Source organism: Vibrio ulleungensis, assembly GCF_016900875.1.
GTDB lineage: Bacteria > Pseudomonadota > Gammaproteobacteria > Enterobacterales > Vibrionaceae > Vibrio > Vibrio ulleungensis.
In genome coordinates this window covers 38,934-53,156 of sequence record NZ_JAFEUM010000002.1, presented here as the reverse complement: position 1 = coordinate 53,156, position 14,223 = coordinate 38,934, and the positions used below count along the sequence as shown (strand labels likewise).

Below are 14,223 nucleotides of genomic sequence, written 5' to 3'. Positions count from 1 at the left end.
TAACGCAATTTGGATAGCCTAAAAGAAAAGTACAATCAGGTATTGCACGAACTGCAAAGAAGTAGGGCGCGTGAATCTCAATTAATCAAAGAAAACATGATGATACATTCATCTTTATCCGCTATCGGCGAAGCGTCAACGCCGTCCGAAATCTTTGATCAATTGGTTACTGGTCTTAAAAACTTCATAGAATTCAAAGAAGCGGTCGTGATATCTCGAACCAACGCCAACGCTTTCACCACGCTACTGTCCACTGACAAAACACTGTTTACCATCGCTAACTGGCCCATGCAGACAAAATTTGAACGGGTATTGAATGGTGAGACGCTGTTTCTGTTTGATAACACCCAAATCCCCGGACTTTGTCATCACCAAGATACAAAGAAAAGCCTGGTGCTAATGACCGGCGTATCATCGACGTCAAGCCAGTCGATTATATTCCTCATTGACTCTCCGGAGCAGCGCTTTTCACCAAGGTTAAGAGACGCACTGCATCGGCTTAAACCACTTTTCGAGCGTGCTATGCTCGATTTCGATTATAAAATGCGCCTCCAGACGATGGTTGAACACAGAACGCTAGCGCTAAATCAGGCAAAACTGGACGCTGAACAAGCCAACAAGGCTAAATCTGAATTTCTCGCAATGATGGGGCACGAACTGCGTACACCGCTCAATTCCATATTGGGCATGCTCGATATCCTCAAAGTCGAAAATCAAGAAGCTAGACTGCTACAATTGGCTAATAGCATGGAAGATTCAAGTGAGCTTTTATTACAATTAATCAACGACTTACTAGATATCACCAAGTTAGAGCGGGGCACTTTATCTGTTAAGTTTAACAGTGTAAATCTGCGTGACACCGTCACCAACAGTGCATCGCACTTTAGAACTCAATTAGAGGCGAAAGGCGTAAAGCTAGACATCAAATTTTCAGATAACCTACCAAACGAATTCATCTCTGACAAAAGTCGCTTACAGCAAATATTGTTTAACCTGATTGGAAATGCAGCCAAGTTTACTCATAGAGGAACAATCACAGTAGTTGCGAAAAAATCCAATAAACAGATACATTTAGCTGTTACTGATACGGGTATTGGCATATCGGAACAAGATCTACAAACCATATTCAAACCTTTTGGCCAAGCCGACAATACCTCTACGCGTCAATATGACGGTACAGGATTAGGGCTATCGATTTCAAAGCAATTGACCGAACTATTAGGCGGGACAATTACTGTCACTAGTCAATATGGCGTGGGCAGTACATTTTGTGTCAGTTTGCCGTGCGACCAGCAAATGAAAGTAAACGAATCAAACGATTTTATCGAAACGAGCGACAGCGATGAAATTGACTCACCAACGGTGTTGGTCGTTGATGATAGTGACTCCAATCGATTACTCATTAAACTGATGACCGAAAAACTTGAAGTAAACTGCCATGAAGCGGCGAGTGGTTTTGACGCCGTAGACTTGGTTCAAGAAAACGGCGTGAATTATTACGACTTGGTATTCATGGATCTTTCGATGCCCAAAATGGACGGCATTGAAACAACCCAAATCCTCAATACAATGGGCGTTACAGCACCAATCATTGCTTTAACAGCCCACAACGATGAAGCTCATAGACAGAAGTGCAAGCACGCCAAAATGAGTGGCTTTATGTGTAAGCCTGTGAGACTTAATGAAATTAAACAGGCGCTGATAAACCAACACCTTATTTCTGGCAATAACGATATTGCGGCTAATTAAATTGATTCACAAAACGCTCAACATTACTTGAAGGTAGGGATTACGTTGAACAATAGGGCTTAATGGCTAAACCTAGAATGCTTCCCATAAACCATATTTAACATAATATACATTATGCGCAATAAAATCTATTGTCAAATAAGCCAGTTAACTTGTGTATATGACTGAATTTGTCACACGAATACCCTGGTAACCTCTAATTTCAGAGCTTCTATTAAGCGCGGCGTTTACCTTTGGTTTTAGCCACTTGGTGTGGATACACATTTCTAAAGCGTTGTTGAATTTTATTTGGTACGGATTTGGAGATCACTAATTTGTCGTTGGACTTGCGCTGATACACTTTAATGGTGCCAGTTACGTCATTACGTTCTGCAATTTCTTTAAAGTCATGCAGTAACTTAGCACCAACTTGACCTCTTTTCGCAACCAGTTCGCCACTTTTAAATACAAACTTACTGTTTGGGCGATCGATAAACACCATAAGAAATATTACAATAGCTGCAATCGCAATTGTGGTCATCAACATAGCTTCATTCCTCTAACATGGTACAACGTGGCAATAGTAAGCAGACCAAGCTGCTCGTTAAGGTGCCAGCAATTTAGTGAGATCTTCTTTGAGTGACGTGACTGTTTGGCTCGCTTTTTCACTTCGCGATGCTTCAGATAAAAGATATTCGATCGCATCTGACAACGTACAGCCAAGCTCATTGGCACGCTGTGACAGCTTTTCCCAAACTTGGTAATCTAAATCGATCGACTTTTTCTTGGTGTGAACTTGCTCCGCATTAAAGTGGCGCTTACGCTTTGCACGTATTGCTTGCTTCAATTTAACATCGAGTTCTGGTGACATATGCTCATCGATCCACTCAATGACTTGAGTAGGATCGCTTTCGAGCGCACGTAATTCATCAATCGCCGCTTGCTGAGCGCTGGAATCTATGTGACGAGTAACTGAAACGCCGTCTTTCCATTTTTTAATCAGGTAGTTCCATTTCCAACCGGATTCTAAATTTTCAAGTTGCTGATACTTCATCACTATTCTTCCTTGAGGTCATGGGTGACAGCGTAACCCATGTTGTGCGATTTCTCAATATTTTGCACCATAAAGTGCCCTAACGATCTCACAAATTTGACGGTTTTTGTCCTTTTACTAGGTAATGCGTCGCGCTCTGATATACTGTGCGCAAGCTAAAAGGATAAAACACCACAATGCAGTCAATTTCTTGGGAAAAAGTCACTCCTAGTTATCTTCAGTTAACACCGATAATCGAAGACGTATCGTCTATACCTCACACTTCATTTGAGCAATTACAGCCTAGGTTCGCCGCAGCCCTATCCGATTTCATAGAGCTCCAGCGCCATTGCCGTTTGATGTGGGTGTGTGGGCTCGACAACACTCGTTACCGACAACTAGTTACAGATGCCGCAAGACGTATGGTGTCATCATCACATCACAACATCGATGTGATCACCACAGAATCAAGTTCGTTGGCACAGCTATTTGGACATTACTCCGTCGCTGAAAATGGCGAAATACTGAATCAAAGCATAGGCTTACTTGAGTCGCACCCAGAGAGCATCATTGTATTACCTATCCGGACACTCATGACAGAGCCTGGTTCGTGGGAAAAAATTAAATCGCTAATAATGGGTGAGCCCGTCACTAAATGCCATTTGCACGGACCCACTCTGTCGGCACGAATTACGTATTCTACAAACGCTAAACTGATCTTTGTTGGCGACCGAAACCAAATTTCTGATGTTGAATACCATGATTCGGCGGCACTGTCTTCAATGACACTGTTTAGCGAGATAGAATTAGAGATTAAATTAGACCAAAACAATGTCGCACCCTATGTAGGCTGGCTAAAACACCTTGCTGAGCCACTTCATATAAGCTTAGCTGATAGTGACGCGGTAACTAAAGTACTCACCGCAGGTGCTCGCGCCTGTGAAGAACAGCACTACACTCCACTCTGCCCAATTTGGATCGAGCGACTTTTATCTGAGTCGTTACTACAAAGCCAAAGCAAGGCAATCTCAGCGTCAGACATTGAAGCGGCGCTTGCAAAGCGTGCTTATCGTGAGTCTTACTTAGTCAATCGAGCTCTAGACGATATTCTGGATGGTCAGGTCGTGATTAAGACCAAAGGCTCGCAGATTGGTCAAGTGAATGGATTGACCGTTGTTGACATCCCTGGACACCCAGTTAGTTATGGTGAGCCAGCGAGAATTTCTTGTGTGGTCCACTTTGGTGACGGTGACATTGCCGACGTAGAGCGCAAGGCAGATTTAGGCGGCAATTTACACGCTAAAGGTATGATGATCATGCAAGCATACATTAGCAGTGAAATGAAACTTGATGAACCCTTACCGTTTTCCGCTTCTATAGTGTTTGAGCAATCCTACAGCGAAGTTGACGGCGACAGCGCGTCACTCGCAGAGTTTTGTGCGCTGTCTAGCGCTTTGTCACAATCACCGATCAAGCAACACATCGCAATAACTGGTGCTATGGACCAATTTGGACAAGTACAGGCCGTAGGCGGCCTCAACGAGAAAATAGAAGGCTTCTTCTATGTGTGTCATCACCAAGGGCTAACCGGTGAACAAGGCGTTATTATGCCGTCAGCCAATTTGCGTCACCTGGCCTTGCATAAAGACGTCATCGAAGCCATTCGAGCAGGACGCTTCCACATTTGGTGCGTTGATAACGTAGACCAAGCGTTAGAAATTTTGATTGGCATGCCGTTTAAAAACGCGGAACAATCTGTGGTAAATAGAATTGAGGATAGGATCCACCAATTAGATAACCCACACCCATCACAAACTGTGTTACAAAAATTTAAGCAATGGCTTAAGATGGACTGATCGGAGTTGTTTGGCTTACACGTGTTCACTAAGATGCCTAAACCCAATATGGAGAAAAATTACAATGACTCAAAAACCTTGCGATATTGCAAACTCTTACGACAGAGATGATCTTCTCGCGTCTAGTCGCGGCGAACTATTTGGCCCTCAAGGACCGCAATTGCCAGCACCTAATATGCTGATGATGGACCGTGTGCTGAAGATGTCTCAAACTGAAGGTGATTTTGGCAAAGGCCTGATTGTGGCTGAGCTAGATATTAAGCCAGACCTTTGGTTTTTTGACTGTCACTTCCCGGGCGACCCAGTAATGCCAGGATGTTTAGGTCTTGATGCAATGTGGCAATTGGTGGGTTTTTTCCTTGGTTGGATTGGTGGCGAAGGTAAAGGTCGTGCATTGGGTGTAGGCGAAGTTAAATTTACTGGCCAAGTACTGCCTACTGCCAAAAAAGTCACCTACGAGATTCATATGAAGCGCGTTGTAAACCGTAAACTGGTTATGGGTATGGCTGACGGCCGTGTATTGGTCGATGGCAAAGAGATTTACGTAGCCAAAGATCTAAAAGTTGGTCTATTTAAAGATACGTCCGCTTTCTAATAGCTTAAAGATTTGCTCAGAATAGGTCGCCCTTTAGGGGGGCCTATTTTTTTCAATTGATTGTCTAATGCTAAAAGCATAAGCCCTAGCCCACTCATTATCTACTTACTAGATAAGATCCCCCAACCTCTTATTTTATTGAACTCAAGGTCTGTTCGACAAATGCGACCAATGCATTTAGTTATAGTGCGTCAATTAGGTAAGAAAATGGCCCTTTCGGGCCAAAATACGAAGAGCTGGATATCTATTTGATTAGCCCTGAATCCCGGTCGTGTTTTGCATCACGCCAACCTCCTAGCCAATAGGATTTGGCATCCACTTGCTGGTAAGGACACGTTTCAGCTGAACGGCCATTAACACCAGCTTTGTAACCCTGAGATTGGGCGCGCTCTAGACGATCCCTTTTCTGTCTCTTCATAGTCATTCCCTCTGTATGAGCTTTACTAATCTGTGGATGTCTCCACCTATTAAGAATTGTTCATAAAAGCGTAATACTCAAGAAACAAAAAAGCGCAGCACACTAATTGTGAGCTGCGCTAGACTTCTGTTAGTTATTAGTGGCGCTTTCTAAAAATGTAGATCCCGAATAATCCGATTAGCCAAGCGCCGAGTCCAGCACCTTGACGTACTACTGGTGCAACGTCCGCACTGCGTTCAACGATGTCCGCTGAAGTAGCGCCTGTGATAGGAATCAATGTAACTGCAACCACCTTTTCAGTCTGCGTACCGCCACCACAATAGGAGTTGTGCGCGTTTGTGTCATACCCACCAACACACTTAATTGCAGTAGCACTAATTACACCAGCGTCATTAATTGAACCCGCTTCAATAATACGATAAGCATTGTTAGCGTCGCTAAACGAGCCTCCGTTGGTAAGATCATCAATCCACCAAGACTTGTTTTTCAAAATAGTACTTCTTGCTTCAATTTTTGCTGCAGTCTCTGCCGTTGCTAGCCCATTGATGTCTCCTAATGGGTAAATGAATCCGCGCTTGCGACGTTGCTTACCACCATCCTCACGAGCATTTTCTGCATCAACTTGCCCAACAACCTCATTGAAATTGTTGATTGCATTAGCTTTACCGCCGGCACCACTAAAGAACACGCCGTCTAGGAAATAGTTCGCTGTTGGGGTTGAAGAGTTCGCATCAGCCCAAAAAAGTCTATTCGCCAAGGCACCATTCAAAGCTCGGTTGTAACGCAGTTTAGACTCGCCGACAGCGATCATGTTCTCACTTATACCTGTGGTTCTTGAGTTGCTGTAGATATAAGCGTTCTCACCACCGTCATAAATGGTTGCGTTAGCAATACTTTTGAAGGTCCATTGATTTGACGGTACTACACTATCAACTGCTGCTAAAGAAAACGCATCGTTTGGGTAGTAAATTCCAGCTTGCATACCGTAATTGTTATCACCATCTGGACGAACTACGTTATAACCAGCAAGCACAGGCTTACCAACATAGGAACCAACTGTAGGTATGGCTGCCCCTCTAGCACTGGCTAAAGCCGTGTAATCATTCCTCGAGCCTCCGCTTTCACCATGGGCCCAATCAGCGATTGGCGAGCCAGTAACAGACTCACCTGCACCTTCTAACGACCAAATGTACGGTTTGGTAGCAAACGCAAAATGATGACACTCGCGTAACTCACCTGGATAAGATGCACTTGGACAATTATCGAGGTCACCCCCATAATCTTTGTTACTATCGCCTTGTGCAAAATCTGACACCGACGCACTACCAATGACATAGGTTACTCCATCAAGATCGAAAGAGTCGAATGCCATGGAACGCCCCATTTTTTCGCTCATACCTCCATTTTGATTAGGCAATAGCAAAGTATTATCGACAAAGCCGCGTTCACGATAACCAAATCCATAAGTAGTGCCTAAGGAATAATAACCACTACTTGTGGTACCAATGACATTTTTACCGCTCGTAAAGTTGGTTATCACCACATTATTGGTACCGCTTAAAAACGGTGCTGATTCATTCACTGCGCTAGAGCGCAGTGGGGCTGTCATTTGCTCAGTCATATCGACAAAGCCCTTTGCATTCGCGTAATACCCTTCATAATATGCTTCACGTTCACGTCTCAGCCCACCAAAACCATTGGAGCCGTACCACTGTGAGATCGCCCAGTTTTCACAACTGTTGTAGCCCCGCTCACGGTCACAGTAGTACTCTAGATCTTTTTGATTGAGGATATGAAATCGATTGTCGTACGCCAGAGGTGCTTCATCTTTAAACGGAAAGCCATCAGTACCATTTCGTATTTCGTTACCGGTTTGAACATCCGAGCTCGTACATGTGGTTTCAAAGCAATTCTCGATACTGTCAATTTCTGTAACAGCAACGCCATAAGCCTCGTTGCCCTGACCTTCCAAGTTGACTTCAACTATTTGATACAAAGCCGAATGCGCACTTGTCGCTGTCAGTAAGGCTACTACGATGGTACTTAATCTAAAGGTGTTTTTAATCAAAACGATATAATCCTATTTCATTGCTTCAAGCTGTTCCCAGCGCTCAAAGGCAATATCGAGTTCCTGTTCCTTGGCAGCCAGTTCATCAAGAACCGGTTGCGTAAACGTAACATCTTGGGAGAAAAATTGCGCATCATTCACTTGAGTTTGTAGCGCTTCGATGTCTTGTTCGAGTGTTTCTAATTTCTGTGGCAGTTCATCCAACTCACGTTGTAACTTGTATGACAGCTTTTTCGCTTTCTGTACAGGCTCTGCCGGGACATTTTGTGCGTTAGGCTTGTCCTTTTTCTCATTAGAGGCCTTTTTCTGTGACGCTGTCACCAAGTGCTCACCGCGAGCCTTTGCTGCTTGAAGCTGTTGACGACGTGCGTCGTGGTAGCCACCAACATAATCGCCAACACGACCTTGCCCTTCAAAAATCCAGCTGGACGTTACTGTGTTATCAACAAAAGCACGATCGTGGCTCACAAGTAGTAAAGTGCCATTATAATTGGCAAGTAAATCTTCCAAAAGTTCCAACGTTTCAATGTCTAAATCGTTAGTTGGTTCATCAAGCACCAATAAATTATTAGGCTTAAGGAATATTCTAGCCAATAATAAGCGATTTTTCTCGCCGCCAGACAGTGCTTTTACTGGTGTTCTGGCGCGTCGTGGCGAAAATAGAAAATCTTGTAAGTAGCTTAACGCATGGCGCTCACGTCCGTTAACTGTGACTTCTTGTTTGCCGTCGGCAAGATTATCGATCACGCTTTTTTCTGGATCGAGAATTTCACGGTATTGATCAAAGTAAGCCACTTCTAACTTGGTTCCACAGCGAAGTTTTCCATCTGTTGGTTCCAGTTTGTCTAACAACAGTTTAAGTAAGGTCGATTTACCACATCCATTGGGCCCGATAAGCGCAATTTTGTCGCCGCGCATGATATTAAAGCTGAAATCATCAATGATCGATTTGCCTTCAAAACCAAACTTGAGGTTCTGCGCTTCAAAGACAATTTTGCCGCTTCGAACACCTTCATCAATGTTAATATTGGCACGACCTTGTACTTCAATACGTTCTTTACGCTCTTGGCGAAGTTTTTTGAGTGCTCTAACGCGCCCTTCATTGCGAGTACGACGAGCTTTAATGCCCTGCCTTATCCAGACTTCTTCTTGCGCAAGCTTTTTATCAAATTCGGCGTTTTGAAGCTCTTCTACACGAAGTAGCTCTTCTTTCTCTAATAGATATTTTGCGTAGTCCCCTGGGAATGAGACTAACTTACCGCGGTCTAAATCGACAATTCGAGTCGCCATTGACTGGATAAACGCCCTATCGTGCGAAATAAATATGATTGAGCCTTTAAAGTCTTTTAGAAAGTTCTCAAGCCACTCAATAGTATCTACATCTAAGTGGTTGGTTGGCTCGTCGAGCAGCAACACATCGGGATCGCATGCCAGCGCACGCGCGAGCGCCGCTTTACGCTGCCAACCGCCAGACAAATCGCCAAGCAATGTTTCGCCTTCAAGCTTAAGCGCCGCCATTACATTCTTAATGCGATCTTCAAAACGCCACGCGCCAAGATGATCCAACTGCTCTTGTACATTAGACAGCTTCTTGAAATTGCTTTCGCTCGGATCGATCGCCACGACATCAAGAAGGTCATGGTAACGTTTTAAAATAGCGCCAACCTCTGCGAGCCCTTCAGAGACATAATCAAATACTGTCCCACTGACGTTGCGAGGCGGATCCTGTTCAAGGCGAGACACGACAACATCTTGCATAATTTGCAGTTTGCCGTCGTCCATTTGGGTTAATCCCGCGATAACCTTCATCAGCGTGGACTTACCCGCGCCGTTTCGACCCACTAGACATACTCGTTCATTGTCTTCAAGTGTAAAGTCCGCTCTATCGAGCAGTGGAGTATCGCCGTAAGCCAATTGACCATTATGAATGGTGAGTAATGCCATGTATTGTTAACCATTGAGATAATTGTTGAGCGTCAAACGGCCAATTTAGCTCGTTAGACGCAACCTTTACGACTGGGATAACCCAGCCATACTGTTTAAAGAGAGTCTCATCATACGCAATATCAACCACTACTGGCGATATTCCAAGCTCAGTACAAATCTGAAGTGCTTGTTCGCATAGGTGACAGCCTTGAGTACTGTATAACGTGACCATTAGCTTGCGTGAGTAATGATCCAGCAGTTGTGTATATGCTTGTTACGCGCGAAATCCAGTGGCAAGGTTTGAGACGAAATATTCTTTGCCGACAGTCCAAGCTCGTTAAGGGCATCCAAATCCATTTTAAAGTGGCGCTTGTTGTTAGAGAACACGATGGTCCCTTCAGCACTAAGGATACGTTTAAGATCGGTCATCAAAGCAATGTGATCACGTTGGACATCAAATGTCTGTTCCATGCGTTTTGAGTTAGAGAACGTAGGCGGATCAATAAAGATGAGATCGTATTGATTTTGTTCTGCAGCAAGCCACTTAAGGCAATCTGCTTGAACAAATTGATGCTCCTTACCTTTAAGGCCGTTCTCAGCCATGTTCTCTTGCGCCCAGTTGAGGTAAGTATTGGACATGTCCACTGTGGTGGTAGATGCCGCACCACCAGCGGCAGCGTGCACAGTGGCAGAGCCTGTGTATGCGAACAAGTTTAGGAAAGAGCATCCTTTTGCCATTTCCCCTAAGCGCTTACGGGTCAGTTTATGATCGAGGAACAAGCCAGTATCGAGATAGTCGTGTAAGTTTACTCGAAGTTTTACGCCATATTCTTCAACGACCATAAAATGATTATTGGTCGACAATTTTTGATATTGACTGCGCCCTTTCTGCTTTTCTCGTACTTTAAGCACAACATTGTTAGCCGGTACCCCTGTAACCGCGATAGTCGCTCGTACGATTTCAGTCAATCGGCGTTTTGCGGTTTCTTCTGGGACGGTTTTTGGAGCTGCGTATTCTTGGATCACCAAGTGATCGTCATATTGGTCAATCGCCACGTTATAGTTGGGCAGATCCGCGTCATATAAGCGATAGCATTGAAGCTGTTCTTTTTTAGCCCATTTAGACAATTTGCCAATGTTTTTCTTCAATCGATTGGCAAAATCTCCAGCCACCAACGGCGCCTCTGCGGTTTGACCTTGTTTCTCTTGGACTTGCTGCGCAGCCGTTTCGGAAATAGAATAGTTTTTCAGGTGACAACGTAACGCACCATTGCTCATCTTATATTGCTTATCTGCTCGCATACCCACGCAGCTTAACAGCTCTTCAGAGCTCGAAAACAGCGATACTTTATGGCCAGAGAATTGTTGCTTTAGGCGAACGCCTAATTCTGTATACAGCGCGATTAAGCCTGGTTCACTACTGAGTCGCTCACCATATGGTGGGTTGCATACGATAACACCGTGTTCAAACTCTTGCGGCTTATCAATCTGAGTCGCGTCAGCGACTTGAAAATCGATCAGACTATCCAATCCTGCGCGTCGTGCGTTATCACGAGCGGTTTTAATGACATAGCTGTCCATGTCATAGCCAAAAAATGTCGACTCACACGCTTTTATGCCTTTGCGCGCTTTGACTTTAGCTTCACTTTTAATCTCAGCCCATAGTTCGTAGTCAAAATCTTTATAGGATTCAAAGCACCACTGCTGTCGGTTTACAGACGGTGCCATATCACACGCTATCATCGCCGCTTCTAGCACCAGAGTGCCTGAACCACACATAGGATCCAACAATGGAAGGCCTTTTTGCCATGCACAGCGACTAATAATTGCGGCGGCTAGCGTTTCACGTAACGGCGCACGGCCCGATTGCAAACGATAGCCACGGTGGTGTAACCCGCCTCCGACTAGATCAAGACCAATTAGGGCTTTTTCTTTGTGCAAACGACAGTGAATGCGCAGATCCGGCTGATCTTTATTGATCGACGGACGTCGATCGCCCACTTTTTCAAAATGGTCAACAACGGCATCTTTTACCTTCATTGCACCGTATTGGCTGTTTCTAATTTCTCGGTTAGTTCCGTTGAAATCAACAACAAATGTTTTAGCAGCACTAAAATGCTTGCTCCACGAAACTGAAGAAGCGGACAGATACAGATCCATATCGTCACGACAATCAAACTCACTGAGCACTTCAACAAATCGGGACGCGATTCGGCTCCACAAGCAACAACGGTATAACGTAGCCAGATCCGCCTTAAAAAATACCCCCGCCTGAGTAAGTTTATAGTCTGTAATACCCAAGTCGGTAAGTTCATCGGCCAGCAGTTGCTCTAAGCCGTTGGCGGTAATCGCTAATATCTTTTTCATTGTGCTCTTAATTGGTGCGCGTTTAATCGGACAATTATATCCCGAAACCGCTCTATTAGGCACAGTTTTCACAGTAGAAATTCGATAAATCCTCGTATCTGGCTAAGTGTTCGTCAATGACCCGATAAATTCATCTCTTTAAGTTCAACAATTAATAAGTGACCACTTACTATGCTTTATAACCTTAAATTATGGGGCCCTCAGCATCTAATGCATAATTATTTACCGCAAAACTGGTATAGACCAGAAGGTTTTATGCGTACTTTAAAAGCAACACAAACGCTCAAAACAGGGAAATAATGCTAGTAAACCAAGATAAATTGGAATCAGATGAGTAAAAATTAATTTAGAAATAGTAGCGACTTAGCTCACGATTTAGACAATCATAGCTAAAGAAGTTGGACATGTTGCCAATGTGAATACAGCCGAATGGCCAAAGTTGGTTCTAACTTATGGGGTTATGAGTTCGGTTTGGAGGTTACTGGGTCCAACGAAAACGCAGATTTACGACACCATAGAAATGGGCTGAGCCACTTCAACATATTCGATGTGCGTCATTCTATCGTGCATGACTTTGACCATGTCACCAAACTTTAACGTTTTATAGCCGTTAAGTTGAAAGTCTTGAAGATCAACTAACGCGCAAATACTCGCATTGTCGCCAGCTTCTACGACAATAAAAATACCCTGGTTTAAGCTATTTTGCATCTGCACCAGCATACCTTCACAAGGAATGTCTACCCCATTACCGGCATCAAAGAACCAGCTTTTGGGTTGAACAGGCTTGTGGAAGCGCTTTGCAGCGACGCAGTTTAAATTGAGCTCTGCTTGGCGAGGCTCATTAAGCGGAAGTGTCGCAATGGAATCACGAAACGTATGGAACGCCTGTGCATCTTCGACATTGAATTGATTGGTTTGGAATGCGCAAGGAATAAGATCCTTGGTCTTAAGGTTGGCTTTGAATAACATGCCGTCATCAAGGTCCAGCATCAGTGCAGATTTTGAATGGTCGTAATACCAATTCCATGTATCGCTAAGTTTCAGCATAGGTCCTTCTCTACTTCGCTCATTATCAAACAACGAGAGTGACGCTCAAAAATCCGTACAACATGTCACTGCATCGATAATTCTACAAAGGGATCGGCAAAAAAAAAGAGGAAGCAAGCTTCCTCTTTTTTACGTTCGTTTATGCTAATACTTAAATATTTTTTACAATATCAGCGACCAATTTTGGTCCGTGATAAATGAAGCCGGAGTAAACCTGTACTAAACTTGCTCCTGCTTGCATTTTCTCTTTTGCCGAAACGTATGAATCGATCCCACCTACTCCAATAATTGGAATTTCACCTTTCAATAGCTCGCTAAGACGTTTAACCACTTCCGTGCTTCGCAGTTGAACAGGTCGGCCACTTAATCCGCCCGACTCTTGCCCGTGTTTCAAATCAGAAACCATTGAGCGGTCAAGCGTGGTATTGGTTGCAATCACACCGTCGATATCATACTTAAGCAAAGACTCACAAATTTGCTCAATTTCATGATCATCAAGATCCGGTGCGATCTTTAATGCAACCGGTACGTATTTCCCATGCTTGGCTGCAAGTTCTTGTTGCTTTTCTTTTAGCTCAGACAACAGGGAATCTAACGCTTCACCATATTGCATGCTGCGAAGCCCTGGAGTATTCGGTGAAGAAATATTAACCGCGATGTAACCGGCATGTTCGTACACTTTTTCCATGCAAATTATGTAATCTTGATTACCCTCTTCAATGGGGGTGTCTTTGTTCTTACCAATGTTGATCCCAAGAACACCATCAAAATTGGCACGTTTAACATTTTCTACAAGATTATCAACGCCAAGGTTATTAAAGCCCATGCGATTAATGATGCCTTCTGCTTCGACTAATCGAAACATTCGTGGTTTGTCATTACCCGGTTGAGGACGCGGTGTTACTGTTCCAACTTCTACGAAGCCAAAACCCATTGCGCCAAATGCCTCGATACATTCACCGTTTTTGTCCAGTCCTGCCGCAAGGCCAACTGGATTTTTAAACGTTAACCCCATACATTCAACTTCACGTTGCGGCAAGCGCTGACGAAAGGCGAAATCTAACGGTGTTCCGGTGATTTTAGGAAGATATTGAATTGCAAGATCATGCGCCTTTTCGGCGTCGAATTGAAACAAGCCAAGTCTGGCTAGACGGTAGAGCATTGTGCCTCCGATAAAAAAAAGCC

Annotated in this window: 12 protein-coding genes; 3 read left to right on the top strand and 9 right to left on the bottom strand. The window is 44.1% G+C overall.

Going from position 1 to position 14,223, the window contains the following annotated elements; genetic code table 11:
* The first annotated feature begins 9 nt into the window (after positions 1–9).
* Entirely contained in the window at positions 10–1,749 is a 1,740-nt protein-coding gene (locus JQC93_RS05190) for a hybrid sensor histidine kinase/response regulator (RefSeq protein WP_205157433.1), read from the top strand.
* A 214-nt stretch (positions 1,750–1,963) separates the two neighbouring features.
* On the opposite strand, the gene JQC93_RS05185 is transcribed toward JQC93_RS05190, so the two are convergent.
* The gene (locus JQC93_RS05185; RefSeq protein ID WP_205157432.1) at positions 1,964–2,275 is read right to left on the bottom strand and encodes a DUF3634 family protein; all 312 of its coding nucleotides are present in this window, start codon (positions 2,273–2,275) and stop codon (positions 1,964–1,966) included.
* Between the two features lie 57 nt (positions 2,276–2,332).
* Positions 2,333–2,782 (bottom strand): macrodomain Ter protein MatP, encoded by a 450-nt coding sequence (matP, locus tag JQC93_RS05180; protein WP_205157431.1) that lies wholly within the window; start codon positions 2,780–2,782, stop codon positions 2,333–2,335.
* Positions 2,783–2,958: 176 nt separating this feature from the next.
* On the opposite strand from matP, the gene JQC93_RS05175 reads away from it, so the two are divergent.
* Both JQC93_RS05175 and fabA read left to right on the top strand, forming a co-directional pair.
* Positions 2,959–4,617 carry a S16 family serine protease gene (locus JQC93_RS05175; protein WP_205157430.1) on the top strand — a complete coding sequence of 553 codons (1,659 nt, stop codon included), beginning with the start codon at positions 2,959–2,961 and terminating at the stop codon, positions 4,615–4,617.
* A 64-nt stretch (positions 4,618–4,681) separates the two neighbouring features.
* On the top strand, positions 4,682–5,212 hold the full coding sequence (fabA, locus tag JQC93_RS05170) for a bifunctional 3-hydroxydecanoyl-ACP dehydratase/trans-2-decenoyl-ACP isomerase (protein ID WP_084888051.1): 531 nt from the start codon (positions 4,682–4,684) through the stop codon (positions 5,210–5,212).
* Between the two features lie 244 nt (positions 5,213–5,456).
* Here the strand turns inward: fabA and rmf are convergent, their stop codons facing one another.
* The 7 genes from rmf to pyrD form a co-directional block, all read right to left on the bottom strand.
* Positions 5,457–5,630 (bottom strand): ribosome modulation factor, encoded by a 174-nt coding sequence (gene rmf / locus JQC93_RS05165; RefSeq protein ID WP_084888053.1) that lies wholly within the window; start codon positions 5,628–5,630, stop codon positions 5,457–5,459.
* Positions 5,631–5,766: 136 nt separating this feature from the next.
* Positions 5,767–7,698, bottom strand: a complete 1,932-nt coding sequence (locus JQC93_RS05160; protein WP_205157429.1) for a DUF3466 family protein — start codon at positions 7,696–7,698, stop codon at positions 5,767–5,769.
* Positions 7,699–7,710: 12 nt separating this feature from the next.
* On the bottom strand, positions 7,711–9,642 hold the full coding sequence (locus JQC93_RS05155; protein WP_205157428.1) for an ABC transporter ATP-binding protein: 1,932 nt from the start codon (positions 9,640–9,642) through the stop codon (positions 7,711–7,713).
* Positions 9,620–9,856, bottom strand: coding sequence for a glutaredoxin family protein (locus tag JQC93_RS05150; protein WP_205157427.1), 237 nt, complete (start codon positions 9,854–9,856; stop codon positions 9,620–9,622). Before JQC93_RS05150 ends, JQC93_RS05155 begins: the two co-directional genes overlap by 23 nt.
* A complete protein-coding gene (gene rlmKL / locus JQC93_RS05145; protein ID WP_205157426.1) occupies positions 9,856–11,991 on the bottom strand; it encodes a bifunctional 23S rRNA (guanine(2069)-N(7))-methyltransferase RlmK/23S rRNA (guanine(2445)-N(2))-methyltransferase RlmL in 2,136 nt (711 codons plus the stop codon). Before rlmKL ends, JQC93_RS05150 begins: the two co-directional genes overlap by 1 nt.
* A 504-nt stretch (positions 11,992–12,495) precedes the next feature.
* Positions 12,496–13,038: a cell division protein ZapC gene (locus JQC93_RS05140; protein ID WP_205157425.1), complete on the bottom strand. Its 543-nt coding sequence runs from the start codon at positions 13,036–13,038 to the stop codon at positions 12,496–12,498.
* Between the two features lie 151 nt (positions 13,039–13,189).
* On the bottom strand, positions 13,190–14,200 hold the full coding sequence (gene pyrD, locus JQC93_RS05135) for a quinone-dependent dihydroorotate dehydrogenase (RefSeq protein ID WP_205157424.1): 1,011 nt from the start codon (positions 14,198–14,200) through the stop codon (positions 13,190–13,192).
* Between the last annotated feature and the right edge of the window lie 23 nt (positions 14,201–14,223).

What these genes read in the sequence shown, in the direction of transcription:
- JQC93_RS05185 (WP_205157432.1), bottom strand. Translation starts at nt 2,275, where the DNA reads ATGTTGATGACCACAATTGCGATTGCAGCTATTGTAATATTTCTTATG.
- matP (WP_205157431.1), bottom strand. Translation starts at nt 2,782, where the DNA reads ATGAAGTATCAGCAACTTGAAAATTTAGAATCCGGTTGGAAATGGAAC.
- JQC93_RS05175 (WP_205157430.1), top strand. Translation starts at nt 2,959, where the DNA reads ATGCAGTCAATTTCTTGGGAAAAAGTCACTCCTAGTTATCTTCAGTTA.
- fabA (WP_084888051.1), top strand. Translation starts at nt 4,682, where the DNA reads ATGACTCAAAAACCTTGCGATATTGCAAACTCTTACGACAGAGATGAT.
- rmf (WP_084888053.1), bottom strand. Translation starts at nt 5,630, where the DNA reads ATGAAGAGACAGAAAAGGGATCGTCTAGAGCGCGCCCAATCTCAGGGT.
- JQC93_RS05155 (WP_205157428.1), bottom strand. Translation starts at nt 9,642, where the DNA reads ATGGCATTACTCACCATTCATAATGGTCAATTGGCTTACGGCGATACT.
- JQC93_RS05150 (WP_205157427.1), bottom strand. Translation starts at nt 9,856, where the DNA reads ATGGTCACGTTATACAGTACTCAAGGCTGTCACCTATGCGAACAAGCA.
- rlmKL (WP_205157426.1), bottom strand. Translation starts at nt 11,991, where the DNA reads ATGAAAAAGATATTAGCGATTACCGCCAACGGCTTAGAGCAACTGCTG.
- JQC93_RS05140 (WP_205157425.1), bottom strand. Translation starts at nt 13,038, where the DNA reads ATGCTGAAACTTAGCGATACATGGAATTGGTATTACGACCATTCAAAA.
- pyrD (WP_205157424.1), bottom strand. Translation starts at nt 14,200, where the DNA reads ATGCTCTACCGTCTAGCCAGACTTGGCTTGTTTCAATTCGACGCCGAA.